A 16,712-nucleotide genomic window follows, 5' to 3' on the forward strand; every position below is an offset into this window, starting at 1 on the left:
ATGACGTTCATCGGCGCCCGCTTCGGGCAGGCGGCCCTTGCCGAGCGCGCACGGCGACGCCGTCCGGCCGCCTCCACCGCGCCCTCCGGCCGGGCGGACCGGTCGCGTCCCGGTCGTAGGCGCGGCCGCGCCACGTCCGCGCGGGACGCAGCACGGACAGCGTGAGCCGGACGGCGCCGAGCGGGTCCAGCAGCGGCGACAGCGGCAGCCCGAGGCCCGGAGCCCCGTAGCTGCCGCGCAGCGCGGCCGTCAGCAGGAACCGCTGCCCGAGCAGTGCCAGGTCCAGCGGCGCGGGCCGCCCGGACAGCAGGCGCAGCACCGGCAGCGCCATGGTCAGCCACACCGCCGCCAGATCACCGGCGAGCCCGGCCGGCGTCGTCACGTCCCGCAGCGCGATCGAGCGGCCCCATTCCCGCCACACGTCCGCGACGCCGGTGTGCATGTCGACCTCCAGCAACGCGCCCGCGTCGACGAACGCGACCCGCCACCCGTCGCGCGCCAGCAGCCGTCCCAGCGCGACGTCGTCGGTGAGATGGCCGCGCACCCGGGCGAACCCGTCGGCCCGGACCATCGCGTCCTTGCGGAAGGCCAGGCACTGCCCGTTGACGAGCAGCCGCCCGGGCCCGCGAGCGGCCGGGCCGATCGGCCCGAACCGGTACACCAGGGTGGTCAGGAGCGAGGCGTGCAACGCCTGCTCCACGGCGCCGCCGGTGAGGAAGCGGGGGCCGGCGCTGACCAGGTCGCAGTGCTCCAGCAGGCCCGCGAGCGCCGTGCACAACCCGTCCTTGGGGCGGGCGTCGGCGTCCAGCAGCACCACGACGGGTCCCGTCGCGGCGTGCAGTCCCTGCCGCAGAGCCCACTGCTTGCCCACCCATCCGGCGGGCGGCTCGCTGCCCGCGACGACGGTCGCGCCGAGGTCGGCGGCCGTGCGCGCGGTGCCGTCGCGCGACCGGTCGTCGACGACGATCACTTCGTGCACGGCCGGGTCCGCCAGCAGCGGCGCCGCGCACCCCCGGAGCCGGTGTTCCTCGTCGCGGGCGGGGATCACCACCGAGATCGGCTCCGCCGGGCGGGCCCGAGGGGGCGCGGCCAGGGCCGGCGGGCGGTTCCGCCCCCGCGCCAGCCGCGCCGCCACCACCAGCGCCGCGACCGTCTCCGCCGCGGTCAGCGCCCTCACGACCGCGCTCCCGCCGGCCGCGACCGGACGAGCGGGAAGTCCTCGTCGACGAGGGACGCCACGATGCGTCCGCTCATCGCCACCAGCGGAAGCCCGCCCCCGGGATGCACGGAGCCGCCCACCAGGTACAGGCCGCGGCGCGGCCCGCGGTTCCCCGGGCGGCGCAGCGGCGCCGTCCGTCCCCGATAGGCGGTGCCGTAGATCGCTCCGCCCCACGCGCCGTACCGGTCCCGCAGGTCCGCGGGCGTGAACAGCTCCACGAACCTCAGCCGTCCCGCCAGGTCGTGCCCGCGCCGCGCCAGCCGTTCCAGCACGAGATCGCGGTACGCCTCGGGCGTCACCGGCCACCGCTCCGGGTCGCGCGCGGGGACGTTGACCAGCATCGTCCAGTTCTCCGCCCCGGGCGGCGCCTGCGACGGGTCGTCCACCGCCGAGCACCCGATGTAGACCGTCGGGTCCCGGGGCGGCACGCGCCGCCGGAAGACGTCCGCGAACTCCCGCCGGTAGTCGTCCGAGAAGACCACCGAATGATGCGGCAGCCCGCCGGTCCGGCCGTCCACGCCCGCGAGCATCAGGAACGCCGAGGACGACGGGCCGAGCCCGGCGATCCGGCGCAGCCGCCGCCGGTCGGGCAGCAACCGGCCGTACAGCGCCGCCGCGTCGGCGTTGACCACCACCGCGTCCGCGCCCTCGCGCTCTCCGGACGCCAGCGCCACGCCCTTCACGGACTCGGCGTCGGCCAGCACCCGCACCACCGTGCTGCCGGTGCGGACCTCCACGCCCGCGCCGTCGAGCAGGCCCGCCAGATCGTCCGCCAGCCGGGCCATCCCGCCCGGCACGTACCAGCCGCCGCCACCGTGTTCGATCGCCGGAACGCACCCCAGCGCGGCCGGTGCGCGATAGGGGCTCGACCCGGCGTACGTGGCGTACCGCCCGACGTACTGCCGCAGCCTGCGGTCGTCGAAGAACCGGCGCGCCAGACCGTGCAGCGTCCGTCCCGGCGCGACCGCCAGGAGGTCGGCGGGGCGGGCCTCCCGTGGCGGACGGCCGATCGGCCCTGCGAAGAACGTCCGCTGCGACGCCTCGAAACACCGGCGCGCCCACGCGTGGAAGGCACTCCACGCCGCGCCCTGCCCCGGCGCGAAGCGGTCCACCTCGGCGGCCATGCGGGCCGGGTCGCGGTAGGCCCGCAGGACCGAGCCGTCCGCGAACCGGTACCGGCACAGTTCGTCCAGGGCGACGGCCTGCCGGGCGGCGCCCAGTTCGCGGAACACGTCCGGGAGGGTGAGCAGCGACGGCCCGAGCGAGAAGGCGAATCCGTCCCGCGTGCGTTCGGCGAGCTTGCCGCCCAGCCGGTCCAGCCGCTCGTGCAGCCGCACCCGGTGCCCGGCCCGCGCCAGCAGCAGCGCGGCGACCATGCCGCCGACGCCGCCGCCCACCACGATCACCTCGGCCATCGGCCGTCCCCGCCGCCCGTCCGGGCCGCCAGCAGCGCCGCGGGAACCGCGAAGGCCCCCATCGCCGTTCCGCCGACCACGGCCACGAGCGGATCGCGCGGCCGGAACACCGCCGCGAACGCCACCGTCTCCATCGCCGCCATGACCACGTATATCGCCACCAGCCCCCGCGCGACGTCCCGCTCCGGTCCGACGAGCGCGTCGACCACCGCCGTCAGCAGCGCCGACGCGGCCAGCCAACCGGCGAAGTTGCTCGCGGGCACGCCCCGGTACGCCCCGCTCCGCGCCCATCTCCACAGGTCCAGCCGCGTCATCTGCGGGTCCAGGAACAGGTCCCAGGCGGTGAGCGCCGAGGCGCCGACCGCGACCCGCGCCCACCGCCGTCCGTCCGGGACGAGCGTGGCCGCGACCGCGTGCGACGCCAGCCCCATGCCCGCCCACGCCGCCGCGACCGCCGCGGGAACGCCGCCCACCTGCGGCCGCAGAACCCCCGTGTAGGAGTACCTGCCGAACGGCACGCCCGTCCGCACGCCCACCCATTCGGCGGCGTATCCCAGCGTCGCCGCCGCACCCACGGCTCTCGCCGCGCGCCCGGCGCCCAGGCGGGACGCGGCGAAGCAGCCCGCGCCCGCCGTCAGCAGCCCCACCACCGGCCCCGTCCAGCGCACCGGGTCCGGTCGCACCCCCGACGCGACCTGCGCCGCCACCATCGACCCCAGGCACCCGGCGCCCGCCACCGCGAAGCGCTTCCTCCTCTTCTCGGAACCTGCGATCCGAGCACGACACCGCGACATCGACTCCGCGCCTCCCCTCCGAAGCGAACCGGCTACGGCGCCGCCGTCCCGCCGCGCGCCCGGCACCGGCGGACGTCCGCGTGGACCCGGCGTACGGTCCGCACGATCGTCGCGCTACCCAAAGCGACGCATCCCACACGGAGGGCGACGTACTCCGGCGGGCCGCGGCGCATCCGGGAGGTCCGGCGGGCCGCTCGGCCACCTTGGCCTGGACGGCCGCCATCCGAGCAGCCCCGCCCGGGTATGAGGGACCCGAGCGCCCGCCCGTCGGTGGTGCCGTTACACCAGGCCGCCGTCCACCCGCAGGACGGCCCCGGTCACGTAGGACGAGCGGTCGGCGAGCAGCCACGCGGCCGCCTCGGCGACCTCTTCGGGCGCGGCCGCGCGCCGCAGCGCGGTCCGCGCGTTGAGCTGCTCGACGATCCCGGGCGCGGCGGCCTCCCAGTCCTGGACCATCTCGGTCAGCGTGGTGCCGGGCGCGATCCCGTTGACCCGGATGCCCTCCGGGCCGTAGGTGGCGGCGGCCGATTCGGTGAGGCTGTTGAGCGCCCGCTTCATGGCGCCGTAGGCGGGCAGCAGAGGGTTCGGGCCCCAGCTGCCGACGGTGGACGTGTTGACGATCGCCCCGGTCCCGGCCGTGGCGCGGATGGCCTCCACCTCGGCGGACATGGCGACCCACTGCCCCTTGAGGTTCACGGAGTACATCAGGTCGAAGTCGGCCTCCGGCATCCGGTCCATCGGTGCCGGGGGCACCGCCGTCGCGCCGTTGTTGAAGGCGGCGTCGAGCCTGCCGTACAGCGTCACAGCGCGGTCCACCGCCGCGCGGACACTGCCCGGGTCGGCCAGGTCGCACACGACGTGGTCGGCGGTGCCGCCCGCCGCGCGGATCTCCTCGGTGACCGCCTTGAGCTGCTCCTCGGTCCGGGCGGCGAGCAGCACGGCGGCGCCCTCCCGGGCGAACAGCCGCGCCGCGGCGGCGCCGATGCCGCGCCCGGCACCGGTGACGAAGGCGACCTTGCCGGCCAGCAGGCCCGTGTTCGTGTCATTGGTCATGGCGACGAGCCTGGAACCGGTAGCCGCGCTCAGCCAGGCATCGGTTGTACCTGGCTGAGCACGGCGGCGCCCGGCCATAGTGGAGGCGTGGACAGACAGGAACTGGCCGCCTTCCTGCGCAGCAGGCGGGAGCGGATCACCACCGCCGACGTGGGCCTCCCGGCAGGGCGGCGGCGCCGTACCCCCGGCCTGCGCCGCGAGGAGGTGGCCCAGCTCGCGTACATCTCGCCGGAGTACTACACCCGTCTCGAACAGGCCCGGGCCCCGCGCCCGTCCGGGGAGGTGCTGGCCGGGCTGACCCGGGCACTGCGTCTTTCGGACGCCGAACGCGACCACCTGCACCGCCTGGCCGGCGCCCCGCCGGCTCCGCCGTCCGGCCCGTGCCGCGAGGTGCGCCGGGACGTCCTCGACCTGCTCGACCGGCTGCCGCTGGCCGCGGCGATCGTGCTGTCCGCGACCTACGAGGTGATCGCCTGGAACGACCTGGCGGCCGCTCTGATGGCGGACTTCTCCGGGCTGTCCCGGCGCGACCGCAACCTGATCCGGTACGCCTTCCTCGGGCCGCGCCCGGACGGCTCACGGCTGCCCGTCCTGGCCGACGCGGACCGGGTCGTGTTCGCCGTCGAGGCGGTCCGGCGGCTGCGCGCCGCCGCCGCCCGCTACCCCGGCGCGCCCGAAGTGGACGACCTGGTGGCGGAGCTCGTGACCGGCAGCACGGAGTTCGCCCGGCTGTGGGCCTCGCACGACGTGACGCCCGGCACGAGCATGCGCAAGACCCTGCACCACCGGCTGGTGGGCCCGATCACCTTGAACTGCAACGTGCTGGACGTCTCGGACCGCGACCAGCAGGTGGTGATCTACACGGCCGACCCCGGTTCCCCCGCCGAGGAGGCGCTGCGGCTGATCTCGGTGATCGGCATCCAGCGCATGAACGTGCCGGGCTGACCGAGCCGGTCACGATGCGTCGGCGACCGTCCTCGCGGTCCGGACGTCTCCGCTGTTCGCGGCGGCGGAGCGGTGCCCGATAAATCGTTGGCGCCCGCCGGAAGGCCGTTGGTACTTTGGCGGCGTTCCTTCGATCTGCTTCGGGCCCGCGGGCCCTAGAAAGAGATTTTGTGTCCCGGCCAGCGCCGAGCGCGCTTCGCTGCACCGCCTGACCAGGCGTCCGTCTCGTCCTGCCGTCCGTCCTGGACGGTGACCGGACCTGAGTTCCAGGTGCTCTGACCCGGCCCGCGCATGTGCGGGGCCGGGGCCCTGTCGAGGCCGCTCGGCCTGCTCTTGCTGTCATCGCAGACTTCTCAGCAAGGGGTATCCCGGGTGTCCAGAACCACTTCGCACAACAACCTGCTCGGCACTTTCACCTGCGTGCGATGCGGCCTGACCGTGTCCGTCGCCGCCGGCGACGGCACGCGGCGCAACCACTGCCCGTCGTGCCTGCACTCCCAGCACGTCCTCGACCACGTCGAGGGCGGGCCCAGCGAGTGCCGGGGCAGGATGTCGCCGATCGCCATCGCCGTGCTCCGCACCGGCGACTGGATGGTCATCCACCGTTGCGTGCTCTGCGACGAGCTGACCTCCAATCCCGTCTGCGCCGACGACAACCAGCTCATCCTGATGCGCATGGCCGTGCGGCCACTGGCGCAGCCGCCGTTCCCGCTCGAAGTGTTCGCCGACCTGTGAACCGGAAAGGAGCGGGCCGATCATGCCGAGACGCGTGAGGAACTCCCGCGGGCGCGCACAGGCCGCGCGGCGTCCGCAGCGGCACAAGGACGTCCTCCACGGCCAGGGGGGTCACCGGGCGAACGACTTCCGATGCGTGGGCTGCCGGCTGGAGGTGTCGCCGGACGCGCCCGGCACCACGCACCGCAATCACTGCCCGAACTGCCTGGCCAGCCTGCACGTCGACCGGCGCGTCCCCGGCGACCGGGACGCGGACTGCCGCGGCCGGATGGAGGCGCTCGGCATGTCGGTGCGGCCCGACGGCGAGTGGATGATCATTCACCAGTGCCTGTCCTGCGGGGAGCTCAGCGCCAACCGGATCGCCGGTGACGACAACGCCCTGGCCCTGGTGCGCCTGGTCCTCAAACCGCTGCGGGACACCGGCATCGCCCATCGCATCCTGCTCGCGCTGTGACCCGGCGCCCGTCCCGGACGCCGGGAACGAGGCGGCCCGATCACGGCCCGTCTTAGAAAAACGGCGGGCCGGACTCCACGAACGGGAGTTCGGCCCGCCGAAGCCGCTCCGGCGTCCGTCAACACGGTCAACCGGGACGTTCGCCTTTCTCCGCGTGCGCCCCCTCCGCCAGGTCCCGTACCGTCCGCTCCAGCCGCGTCCGCCGGGTCTCCGGCGTCGCGGCCTGGAGCAGCGGGAGCATCACGAGATAGCGGGCGGTCCGGTCGAGCGCGTCGAACGCCGCGCGCGCCGCCGGGTCCGCGGCGAGCGCCGCGGCGAGGTCGTCCGGGACGACGGCCGTCGCCTGCGACGCGTACGCGCGGTCCCAGCGGCCGTCCTCCCGGGCCCGCCGCACCTCGGCGAGCCCGGGCTCCCGCATCCGGCCCGCCGCCGCCAGCGCCGCGACCTTCTCGACGTTCACCCGCGACCACAGGCTCCGCGCCCGCCGGGGCCCGTACTTCTGCAGGTAGTACCGGTCGTCCAGGCTCCGGCGCTGCCCGGAGATCCAGCCCCAGCACAGTCCTGCGTCGACCAGTTCGTCGTCCGTGACCGACGCGATCCCCGACGCCTTCTTCGCGACCTTGACCCACACCCCCTCGCGGCGGGTGTGGTGCTCGGCCAGCCAGTCCTCGAAGGCCGCCGCATCCGGGAACGCGAGGACTTCCACCCCGTTGAGCTCCTCCATACGGGCCAGGCTAATCCGGCCGCGCCCCGGCGAGCCTTGCCCGATCGCGGCACCGGAGGCCGGTACGGCGGATCATCGGCCGAGGACGTCCGCATGACGCGTGGCCGCCACCGGTCTGGGAAGGTGATCATCATGACCACCGGAGATGCCGACGCGCCCGCCGGAAGGGCCGCCAAGAAGCTCGCGCGGATGCTGCTGCGCGCCTGCCACGACGCCAGGATGGCCGACCCGACCGCCGAGGTCGCCGCTCAGATGCTGGGGGTCGACGGCTGGACGAACCTGGTGATCCGCCCCGCGACCGCGGAGTTCACCCGGTGGCTGACGGCCGAGGGGCTGGCCGGCCGCGGCCCGAACGGCACGGTGATCATGCCCTTCAACGGCAGCCGGGCCCAGGCGGCCGCCCTGGCCCGCACTCTCGCCGACCGGATGCCCGGCGTGACCAACGTGCGCGTCGCCGACGGCGCCCGCCCCTGGCCGTCCTCCTACCACGCCCGCCTGGAGCAGCTCCTCGACCCGGACGGCACCCGGCGGCACACCGGCGACCCGATCAACGGTCATCGGTGATCCGGCGGGCACCGGTGCGGGGGTTCCGCGTCAGCCTCGGCCGAGGACGCAGAACTCGTTGCCCTCCGGGTCGGCCAGGACCGACCAGGGGACGTCACCCTGACCGAGGTCGACGTCGGTGGCGCCGAGGGCGCGCAGCCGGGCCGCCTCCGCCTCCTTGTCGTCGATCGGGTCCGGCAGCAGGTCCACGTGGACGCGCGTCCGCACGGGCGGCGCGCCGGTCGTGCGGCGGAACTCCAGATACGGCCCGACGCCCTCGGCGGAGCGCAGCGTCGCGCGGTCGTCGGTCATCTCATGGACGGTCCAGTCCAGCGCCCGGTCCCAGAACCCGGCCATGGCGCGCGGGTCCGCGCAGTCGACGACCACCGCGGCGATCGGGCCGGTGTCCCGGTAGATCTCCCGAGGCTCCAGCACGCTGAAGACGTTGCCCTCCGGGTCGGCCAAGACCGTCCACGGGACGTCGCCCTGGCCCGCGTCGGCGGGCGTCGCGCCGAGCTCCCGGAAGCGCGCGACCAGCTCCGCCTGGTGGGCCTCGGAGGTGGTGGCGAATTCGAGGTGCGCGCGGTACTTCACCGCTTCGGGGTCCGGCACTTTGACGACATCGATGTAGAAGGCCGCGGGGTCCGGCCACTCGAAGCCCTCGGGCTCGAGGTTGGTCACACCGGGTCCCTCGCTGGAGACCTTCCAGCCGAGCGCGTCCGCGTAGAACCCGCCGAGCGCCGAGTCGTCTCCGGCCTTGAAGTTCACCTGAACAAGTCGCAGCGCCATCCGATGATCATAGGCTCAGCAAGACGGGGCCCGGTGCCCGCGCATGGGGCGAAAAAGGCCGGTAAGCGCCCCGTGAGATGCCCACGGGACGCGCCCGCCGCGTGCACGGCCCGGTCTCCCCTACAGGTGGTCGCGCGGGATGCTGAGGTTCCAGTTATCGGAGTGGATCCGGCGGTCGTTCTCATAGCCGTCGAGCTGCGCGTGGACGTGGAACTCGTCCTCGGTGCAGGTCAGGACCGTGCGGGTGACCGTCCGCGTCTCCCAGTCCCCGCGGTGGAACGTCATGGTCGACACGACCTCGCCGGCGGCGGACGTGAAGTCGTCGGCCACCCAGCTGTACCGCTGGTCGACGCGCCGGCCGACGTCCAAGTCGATGGAGTCGAACCGCTGGACGCCGCCGTCCTTGACGACCTCCAGCGCCGACTCGTAGCCCACCAGGTCCCGCGAGACCCGCCACTGCTGGTCGCCCGGGCTCACCTGCGCGGTGCGCAGCGGCGGCGCGCCCTCCGGCTCGTCGAACGGCCGCATCGACACCTCGTCGGACTCGGCGACCGGACGCACGGGCAGGATCAGCCGGCTGCCGCCGGTGAACACCGAGAGCCGGGACTGGCGCGGCGGCGGCCAGGCCAGCGGCCAGTACGAGCTGGACAGCGACAGCCGGATGCGGTGGCCCGGCGGGAACGCCTGGGCGACGCCGTTGAGCCGGATGCGCACCCGGTAGCGGCGACCGGGCTCCAGCGGCTCGGGACGGTCGTCGCCGTCCCGGTGCGTGAGGTTGAGCAGCCCGTAGGTGACGCGGGTGGCGCGGCCGTCCGGCGCCACGTCGGAGAGCCGGGCGGCGATCATGGCGACCGGTTCCGAGGCGGCCACGTCGAGTTCCACGACGGGGCCGCCGAGGATTTCGCAGCGCTCGGTCAGCACGTCGGTGTCGAAGACGAGCGAGCCGCCGTCCTCCTCCCGCTGGTCGTAGGGCAGGTCGGGCGGCGCGCTGTAGGAGCACCACTTGCCGGCGAACTGCCCCACCGACAGCGGCGACTGGATCGTCAACTCGTCCTCGGGGACCTCTTCCGCCGGACGGGCGATCCGGTGCGGCGCCAGCGGCAGCGCGTCGCGCCGGACGTGCGGCGAGGGCCACGACGGCTCCCCGACCCAGCGGCCGGGACGCTCCTCGTAGGAGGTGGACGGCGGCACGCTGTCCTGCATCCAGGTGCGCAGCATCGGCTCGTCCATCACGTCGTTGTCCTCGTCCTTCAGCCACCGGTCCCACCAGCGCACGACCTCCTGGAGGAAGCCGATGGCCGGGCCCGGCTCCCCCAGGTGCGGGTACCGGTGCGACCACGGGCCGATCAGCCCCTTGCGCGGGACGTCGAGGTGCTCCATCAGCCGGAACACCGCGTTCGAGTACCCGTCGGCCCAGCCGCAGACGGCGAACACCGGGCACTGGACGGCCGAGTAGTCCTCGCAGACCGACGCGCGCCGCCAGTAGCCGTCGCGGCGCTGGTGGCCGAGCCAGTTCTCCAGCCACAGGCCGCTGCCCTCCAGGCGCTCCTTCCACATGTCCCGCCAGCGTTCGCCGACCAGCGCGGGATCGGGCGGGCAGGTGGTGTAGGCGAACATCGTGGACGCCTCGGCCAGGTTGTCCGACAGCAGGCAGCCGCCCATGTAGTGCATGTCGTCGGCGTACCGGTCGTCGGTGAAGGACGCGATCACGATGGCCCGCAGGCTCGGCGGCCTGCGGGCCGCCACCTGGAGGGAGTTGAACCCGCCCCAGGAGATGCCCATCATCCCGGTGCGCCCGTCGCACCAGGGCTGGTCGGCGAGCCAGGCCAGCACCTCCTCGGCGTCGCGGTGCTCCTGGTCGAGGTACTCGTCGGTGAGCACCCCCTCCGACTCTCCCGTGCCGCGGATGTCGACGCGCACGCAGGCGTAGCCGTGTCCCGCCATGTAGGGGTGGTGGATCGAGTCCCGCACCGCCGTGAGGTCGCGCTTGCGGTACGGGATGTACTCCAGGACCGCCGGCACCGGCTCGTCGTCGGACGCCACCGGGCGCCAGAGCCGGGCCGCCAGCCGGGTCCCGTCCGACATCGGGATCCACAGGTGTTCCTCTTCCTTGACCGCCCACGGCAGTGCGGTGACCTCACGCATCGCTCGCCCCCTAGGTCGCTTCGTTCCCTCGGTCGCGCCGTCGCCTCAGCGCTCGTCCGGCCCGCGGCCCTCGTCGAAGACGAACCCCAGCGCCTTGACGCACCGGTCGTACTTGTCCTGAAGCTCCTCCTCGTCGGACGCGGCCACGGCGATGTGCGCGAGTTCGTGGCTGTAGCTGTCCTCCGCCTGCGGCGCGTCCGACAGCCGCTGCCCCACGTCCACCAGGGGATGGATGCTCACGCCCGTGATCTCCCGCTCGGCCCGCGCGATCTCCTCCGCGCTCGCCCGGTCGCGGACCACGCCGTCGGAGAAGCGCCGCAGGTACCACTTGGCGGCCAGCGCGTGCGGGCCCTTCCGGTCCGGCAGGCTCGGATCCCTTCCCAGCGCGAGGCTGAGCATGCAGTGGTGGTTGGGCATGCCGTCGACCTCCTCGAACAGCCGGGCGTGCGACTGCGAGTGGCGCGGGTTGATCTCCAGCAGGCCGACCTCGCCCGTCTCCGGGTCGCAGAAGTACTCGATGCTGAACGTCGAGTTGTCCAGCCCGACCTGCGCGATCACGCGCGTGGAGACGTCCGCCAGCCTGCGCTGCATCTCGGGCGGCAGCCGGGACGGGTACTGGTGCCGCAGGAAGCTGGACCTGCCGGGATACGTGATGGAGTCGAGCAGGCCGTAGACCTTGATCTCGCCGTCGCGGACGTACCCCTCGACGGCGGCGCGGGCGCCCGACATCGCCTCCTCCGCGAGGCACGCCTCCCCGCCGACCTCCGCGATCTCCGGCGGCAGGTCGAGCAGGCGCAGGACGCGGTCGAAGGGCTTGCCCAGCCGGCCGATGCCCTCGCGGATCCGCGCGACCGCGTCCCGGAACTCGGCGTCGTCCCGCACGTGGAAGGCCAGCTCCGAGGACACCGACTTCACCGGCTTCAGCCACATCGGGTACCGCATGCCCTCCGGCGGCCGCTCGGCGTTCTCGAGGTCCAGCAGCGAGAACCGCGGGTAGGCGTCGGTCACCTTCCGCTGTTCGAGCCGGCTCCAGTACTTGTGCTCGCACTTGACCACCGCCTCCAGATCGGGCCCGCGCAGCCCGAACCGGCGGGTCAGGATCGGCACCATGGTGCTGACCGGGAAGTCCCAGTAGCCCACGATCGCGTCGATGCTCCCGTCGAACTCCTCCAGCCGCCGCTGCGCCTTGTCGAGCAGAGCGTCGATGTCGATCTCGCCGTGCAGCAGCTCCTCCGGGCCGAGCAGCGGGTGGAACCGGTACTGCTCGGCGTGCGGGACGTCCAGCAGGGTGTCGAAGTTGTCCTCTTCCAGGCCGAGCACAAAAACATTGACAGCTTCCACTTAGGGACCTCCTCGCTTCGTCAAAGCAAAGTTGCCTCTAGGCAAAGCCCCAAACGTGCGCAACGCCACCCGCCCACCACGATTAGTGACGTGGCCGCGACGCGCCACGCCCGGGAGAGCCGTCCCGGAGCCTCGAAAAAATGTTGCGGGGCGTCGATGCCCGTGGCAGCGTTTCGATGACGCCGCCGATCCGATCGCGGGAGGTCGTTCATGACCATCAAGGTTTCCGGCGAGGCCCCGGCCACCGCTTCGGCCGCAGAGCGCGCCACGGCCTGACCTGCACCACCGCCGCCGGCCACAGAGCGGTCGGCCGTCACCTCACCGTTGCGCTCCTGAAGTCGAAGCGATCCCAGCGCAGGGACACCGTCCCTGCGGTCTCGCCTGCGTGAAGCCCAGCGCTTCACGGGTTCGTACCTCAAGGAGCGTCAGTGTCTTCGCACATCCCCCTTCAGCCGCTCACCGGTCCCGAAGGCCAGCCCACTGTGGTCCTGCGTCGCGGCGGCACCGTGCTGCGCCCCGCCGGGCCATGGACCCCGGCGGTCCACGCCCTGCTCGACCACCTGGAGGCCGTCGGCTTCCCCGGCAGCCCCCGAGTGGTCGGCGACGGCCACGACGGCCACGGCCGCGAAGTCCTCACCTACATCGACGGCGACCTCGTCCATCCCCACGCCTGGAGCGACGAAGGGATCTGGCACGTCGGCAGGCTGCTGCGCGAACTCCACGACGCCACCGCCACCTTCCGCCCGCCGCCGGACGCCGTCTGGCACCCATGGCCGTTCCACTCCGACGCGCCCGACGCCATCATCGGCCACCGCGACACCGGGCCCTGGAACATCGTCGCCCGCGACGGCCTGCCCGTCGCGTTCATCGACTGGCCGACCGCCGGCCCCACCGACCGCCTCGACGAGATCGCCGCCACCGGCTGGCTGAACGCCCAACTCCACGACGACGACGTCGCCGAACGCCAGCACCTGCCCGACGCCGCGACCCGCGCCGTCCAACTGCGCCGCTTCCTGGACGGCTACGGCCTCGCCATCCCCGACCGGCGGCCGCTCGTGACACGGATGATCGAGTACGCCGTCCGCGACTGCGCCGCCGAAGCCGTCGCGGCACAGATCACCCCCGAGAGCACCGACGCCGAACCCCTGTGGGCCCTCGCCTGGCGAGCACGATCGGCCGCCTGGATGCTCCGCCACCGGTCACTCCTCGAACACGCGATCACCGCCTCCTGACCCGGCCCGAGAGAAACGGCGCTCGCCGGTACCCGCCATGGGCGTCGCGCTCGATCACCCGCCGCGCCGCAAGACCGCGAACGGTCACGAGCTGATGTTCGGCACCAACCACCTCGGGCATTTCGCGCTGACCGGACGGCGGCGAGGATCACCCAGCGGGACATGGAACCTCCTCCAGCACGCGCCGCGCGCGGTCGTGGGCGACGGCGTCGGTGGCGGACCAGAAGGCCCGCACCGACGGGTCGGCGGCCGCGGTCGCGCGCATCGCGTAGAAGTCGTAGGGCGTCGGCAGCGACCAGAGGACATGGACGGTGACCTGTTCGAGGCCGGTGTAGCAGCGCCACACCCGCTCCAGCAGCATGCCGCGCTCCAGGGCGCCCGGCAGGTACTCGCCGCGCCAGCGGACGAGCCAGTCCTCCGCGGCGGCCTCGGGCAGGACGACGGTGTCCAGGACGGTGGTCACAGCTTCTCCAGCACGGTCTCGCGGTACCGGGCGATCTGCTCGCGCAGGGCGCCCAGCCCGCGCGGCCCGAGGACGCCGTCCGGGCCGCCCACCCGGGGCCCGATCACGATGCGGGTCGCGCCCGCCTCGACGTACCGGCGGACGAACGCCGGATCGGTCTCGCGGTCGGGGGCGTGGCTGCCGGGCCAGGCGGTGATCTCGACGGGGCGCCCGGCGGACGCGGCGCGCAGCAGGCCCGCCCGTTCGGCGAACTCCGCGGGCCCGATGGTGTAGGGGAACCAGCCGTCGCCGACGCGGCCCGCCCGCCGGACGGCCGGTTCGCTGTTCCCGCCGAGCACGATCGGGACCGAGCCGGATGCGGGCCGCGGCAGGCAGTGCACGCGGTCGAACGCGACGAACTCGCCCGCGTGGCTCGCCGGGGACTCGCCCCACAGGGCCCGCATCGCGGCGATGCACTCGTCCAGGCGCGCCCCGCGCCGCGCGTACGGCACGCCGACCGCCGCGTACTCCTCCTTCTGCCAGCCGATGCCGAGGCCGAGCATCAGCCGCCCGCCGGAGAGCAGGTCGATGGTCGCGGCGCGCTTGGCCAGGACGACCGGGCTGTGCAGCGGCGCGACGACCATCGCGGTCCCGAACCGCAGCGCGTCCGACCCGCCGGCCATGTAGGCGATGGTGTCGAGGGGGTCGGGCATCGGCAGGCCCTCCGGCGGGCCGGTAGTCCCGCAGGAACCCGCCCGAGGTGATCAGGCCGTCCGCGAACGGGGCCATCATTCCGAGTTCGATCATGTGCAACTCCCACCAAGAGGACCGTGCGCCGTGACTGCCATCACAGCCGCACGCCCTGCGGCGCCCACACCGTGTTTCCCGGTCATCGGGAGGGCGGAAGGCGAGACCCGTTCAACCCGCGCACGTTTCACGGCCCGTGAAGGCGCGGCGTCGGCCTGCACGCCTGACCGGCGCCGCAACGGGAACGGTCACCGGCATGGACATCGATCTCAGCGGACGGACCGCCTTCGTCAGCGGCTCCACCAAGGGCATCGGCCGCGCCATCGCCGCCGGGCTGGCGCGGGCCGGAGCGACCACCGTCGTCAACGGACGATCGGAGCAGGGCGTCACCGAGACCCTCGACGCCCTGCGCTCGGAGCTTCCGGGCGCGGACCTGCGCGGAGCGGCGGCCGACGTCGCGACGGCCGAGGGCGCCGAGGCGGTGCGCGACCAGGTGCCCGATGTCGACATCCTGGTGAACAACCTGGGCGTCTTCGGCGCGCGCCCGGTCCTCGAGATCGACGACGACGAGTGGCGGCGCTACTTCGAGGTCAACGTGCTGTCCGGGGTGCGCCTCGCCCGCCTCTACCTTCCCGGCATGACGGAGCGGGGCTGGGGCCGGGTCCAGTTCATCGCCAGCGACTCGGCGGTGGCGATCCCCGAGGAGATGGTGCACTACGGCGTGTCGAAGACGGCGCTGCTCGCCGTGTCGCGCGGGTACGCCAAGGCGGTCGCGGGCACGGGCGTCACGGTCAACACCGTCCTCGCGGGCCCGACCCACACCGAGGGCGTGGAGGACTTCGTCGCGGAGATGGTCGGGGACGACCTGCCCTGGGACGACGCGCAGCGCCGGTTCATGGCCGAGCACCGCCCGAACTCGCTGCTCAAGCGGCTCATCGAACCGGCGGAGATCGCCAACATGATCGTCTACCTCGCCTCCGCGCACGCCTCCGCCACCACGGGCGCCGCGGTGCGCGTCGACGGCGGCTACGTCGACTCGATCCTGCCCTGAGTTCCCGGCGGTCACCCACCCGTCCGGGACGAACGCCGGCTTGAGGCTCGCGAGACCGAGCGCCCACGCGGTCAGGACGGACGCCCGCACCGGTCCCGGGTACAGGCACGCGCCCGCCTCTTCGAGCGCGGGGCCATGGTGACCAGGCCGACCTCTCCGGCCAGTGCCTTCCACCGGCCGCGGTCGTGACCCGCGTCGCCGAAGGCGCCGGCGTCGTGCGCAGCGCCCCGGTTCGGAGCTAAGGACGAGCCGGCGCCGCGTGCACCGGGTGCGCTGCGGCGCGCCGGCGTCGGCGCCGCCGGAGTTTGACAACATGTTGAGAATAAAAGACGATCTGTTCAGATCCTCCGACAGAGTGTCGGCCGCGCTCGTTCCGGTGCGGGCTCGCGCGGCCGGCCTCCATGTAGAAGGTGTGACTTGGCATCCGAAGCAGCTCCGACGTCGCCGGGATCCGCGGCGCGGGCGGGGCGCAGGCGGCCGCGGATGAGTCGCGGCGACCGGCAGGAGATCGCCCTGCTCGACAGCGTCGAGCGGCTGATGGCGGTCAAACCGCTCGCAGAGATCGACCTCGCGCAGATCGCCGCGGGCGCCGGGCTGTCGCGTGCCGCCGTGTACTTCTACTTCGACAACAAGGACGCGCTGGTGCGGGCCGCGCTCGACCGCACGATCGAGGCGGCCATGGGCATCCTCACCGTGCACGCCGGCCGGGGACTCGAGCAGATCATCGAGGACGTGCTCTCCGGCTTCGCCGAGTGGTGGCGGCACAACAGCGGCCTGCTGTGCGCGATCATCGACCAGTCCGGGCGCGACGCCGCGCTGCGCGAGACGTGGCGCCGCTTCTTCGAACGGGCCGCCGACGTGCAGGCCGCCGCGCTCGAACGGGACAGGGCCGAGGGCCTGGTGCCCGACCTGGGCGACGCCCGCGCCATGTGCATCACGCTGACCTACATGTGCGAACGCAACTGGTACATGCTCTTCTCTCGCGAGCACAGCCCCGAAGAGGAAGACGAGATGCACGCCCTCCTCCTGCGGCTGTGCCGGCGGGCGCTGGGTTACCCCGACCGCTGACCCCACGAGGTCTGC

Annotated in this window: 17 protein-coding genes; 7 read left to right on the top strand and 10 right to left on the bottom strand. The window is 73.5% G+C overall.

The features are described from left to right. Positions 1–7: 7 nt before the first annotated feature. From AB0L25_RS15445 to AB0L25_RS15460, 4 genes are all read right to left on the bottom strand, one after another. Positions 8–1,177 (bottom strand): glycosyltransferase family 2 protein, encoded by a 1,170-nt coding sequence (locus AB0L25_RS15445; RefSeq protein ID WP_500172376.1) that lies wholly within the window; start codon positions 1,175–1,177, stop codon positions 8–10. Further along, a complete protein-coding gene (locus AB0L25_RS15450) occupies positions 1,174–2,634 on the bottom strand; it encodes a phytoene desaturase family protein (protein WP_500172378.1) in 1,461 nt (486 codons plus the stop codon). Before AB0L25_RS15450 ends, AB0L25_RS15445 begins: the two co-directional genes overlap by 4 nt. Continuing rightward, positions 2,622–3,371, bottom strand: a complete 750-nt coding sequence (locus AB0L25_RS15455) for a carotenoid biosynthesis protein (RefSeq protein ID WP_500172380.1) — start codon at positions 3,369–3,371, stop codon at positions 2,622–2,624. Before AB0L25_RS15455 ends, AB0L25_RS15450 begins: the two co-directional genes overlap by 13 nt. Positions 3,372–3,707: 336 nt before the next feature. Then, positions 3,708–4,481 (bottom strand): SDR family NAD(P)-dependent oxidoreductase, encoded by a 774-nt coding sequence (locus AB0L25_RS15460; RefSeq protein ID WP_500172382.1) that lies wholly within the window; start codon positions 4,479–4,481, stop codon positions 3,708–3,710. A gap of 87 nt (positions 4,482–4,568) precedes the next feature. On the opposite strand from AB0L25_RS15460, the gene AB0L25_RS15465 reads away from it, so the two are divergent. From AB0L25_RS15465 to AB0L25_RS15475, 3 genes are all read left to right on the top strand, one after another. Then, positions 4,569–5,426, top strand: a complete 858-nt coding sequence (locus AB0L25_RS15465) for a helix-turn-helix transcriptional regulator (protein WP_500172384.1) — start codon at positions 4,569–4,571, stop codon at positions 5,424–5,426. A gap of 372 nt (positions 5,427–5,798) precedes the next feature. Continuing rightward, positions 5,799–6,161 (top strand): RNHCP domain-containing protein, encoded by a 363-nt coding sequence (locus tag AB0L25_RS15470; RefSeq protein WP_500172386.1) that lies wholly within the window; start codon positions 5,799–5,801, stop codon positions 6,159–6,161. A gap of 22 nt (positions 6,162–6,183) precedes the next feature. Further along, positions 6,184–6,615 carry an RNHCP domain-containing protein gene (locus tag AB0L25_RS15475; RefSeq protein WP_500172388.1) on the top strand — a complete coding sequence of 144 codons (432 nt, stop codon included), beginning with the start codon at positions 6,184–6,186 and terminating at the stop codon, positions 6,613–6,615. A 127-nt stretch (positions 6,616–6,742) separates the two neighbouring features. On the opposite strand, the gene AB0L25_RS15480 is transcribed toward AB0L25_RS15475, so the two are convergent. After that, the gene (locus tag AB0L25_RS15480) at positions 6,743–7,339 is read right to left on the bottom strand and encodes a YdeI/OmpD-associated family protein (protein WP_500172390.1); all 597 of its coding nucleotides are present in this window, start codon (positions 7,337–7,339) and stop codon (positions 6,743–6,745) included. Between the two features lie 132 nt (positions 7,340–7,471). Here AB0L25_RS15480 and AB0L25_RS15485 point away from each other — a divergent pair, with 132 nt between their 5' ends. Continuing rightward, positions 7,472–7,903 (top strand): hypothetical protein, encoded by a 432-nt coding sequence (locus tag AB0L25_RS15485; RefSeq protein WP_500172392.1) that lies wholly within the window; start codon positions 7,472–7,474, stop codon positions 7,901–7,903. A gap of 30 nt (positions 7,904–7,933) precedes the next feature. On the opposite strand, the gene AB0L25_RS15490 is transcribed toward AB0L25_RS15485, so the two are convergent. From AB0L25_RS15490 to AB0L25_RS15500, 3 genes are all read right to left on the bottom strand, one after another. Next, on the bottom strand, positions 7,934–8,671 hold the full coding sequence (locus AB0L25_RS15490; protein WP_500172394.1) for a VOC family protein: 738 nt from the start codon (positions 8,669–8,671) through the stop codon (positions 7,934–7,936). A 120-nt stretch (positions 8,672–8,791) separates the two neighbouring features. After that, on the bottom strand, positions 8,792–10,816 hold the full coding sequence (locus AB0L25_RS15495) for a CocE/NonD family hydrolase (protein WP_500172396.1): 2,025 nt from the start codon (positions 10,814–10,816) through the stop codon (positions 8,792–8,794). A 45-nt stretch (positions 10,817–10,861) separates the two neighbouring features. Beyond that, positions 10,862–12,157, bottom strand: a complete 1,296-nt coding sequence (locus AB0L25_RS15500) for an ATP-grasp domain-containing protein (protein ID WP_500172398.1) — start codon at positions 12,155–12,157, stop codon at positions 10,862–10,864. 428 nt (positions 12,158–12,585) lie between these two features. On the opposite strand from AB0L25_RS15500, the gene AB0L25_RS15505 reads away from it, so the two are divergent. Beyond that, on the top strand, positions 12,586–13,389 hold the full coding sequence (locus AB0L25_RS15505) for an aminoglycoside phosphotransferase/kinase family protein (protein ID WP_500172400.1): 804 nt from the start codon (positions 12,586–12,588) through the stop codon (positions 13,387–13,389). A gap of 148 nt (positions 13,390–13,537) precedes the next feature. Here the strand turns inward: AB0L25_RS15505 and AB0L25_RS15510 are convergent, their stop codons facing one another. Both AB0L25_RS15510 and AB0L25_RS15515 read right to left on the bottom strand, forming a co-directional pair. After that, positions 13,538–13,852, bottom strand: a complete 315-nt coding sequence (locus tag AB0L25_RS15510; protein ID WP_500172402.1) for a hypothetical protein — start codon at positions 13,850–13,852, stop codon at positions 13,538–13,540. Then, positions 13,849–14,544, bottom strand: coding sequence for a TIGR03619 family F420-dependent LLM class oxidoreductase (locus tag AB0L25_RS15515; RefSeq protein ID WP_500172404.1), 696 nt, complete (start codon positions 14,542–14,544; stop codon positions 13,849–13,851). Before AB0L25_RS15515 ends, AB0L25_RS15510 begins: the two co-directional genes overlap by 4 nt. A 290-nt stretch (positions 14,545–14,834) precedes the next feature. Between AB0L25_RS15515 and AB0L25_RS15520 the strand changes: the two genes are divergently transcribed. Together AB0L25_RS15520 and AB0L25_RS15525 are read left to right on the top strand one after the other, a co-directional pair. Further along, positions 14,835–15,629 (top strand): SDR family NAD(P)-dependent oxidoreductase, encoded by a 795-nt coding sequence (locus tag AB0L25_RS15520; RefSeq protein ID WP_500172406.1) that lies wholly within the window; start codon positions 14,835–14,837, stop codon positions 15,627–15,629. 483 nt (positions 15,630–16,112) lie between these two features. Continuing rightward, entirely contained in the window at positions 16,113–16,697 is a 585-nt protein-coding gene (locus tag AB0L25_RS15525; RefSeq protein ID WP_500172408.1) for a TetR/AcrR family transcriptional regulator, read from the top strand. Positions 16,698–16,712: the final 15 nt, after the last annotated feature.

This window comes from Spirillospora sp. NPDC052242, assembly GCF_040679555.1.
Lineage (GTDB): Bacteria > Actinomycetota > Actinomycetes > Streptosporangiales > Streptosporangiaceae > Spirillospora.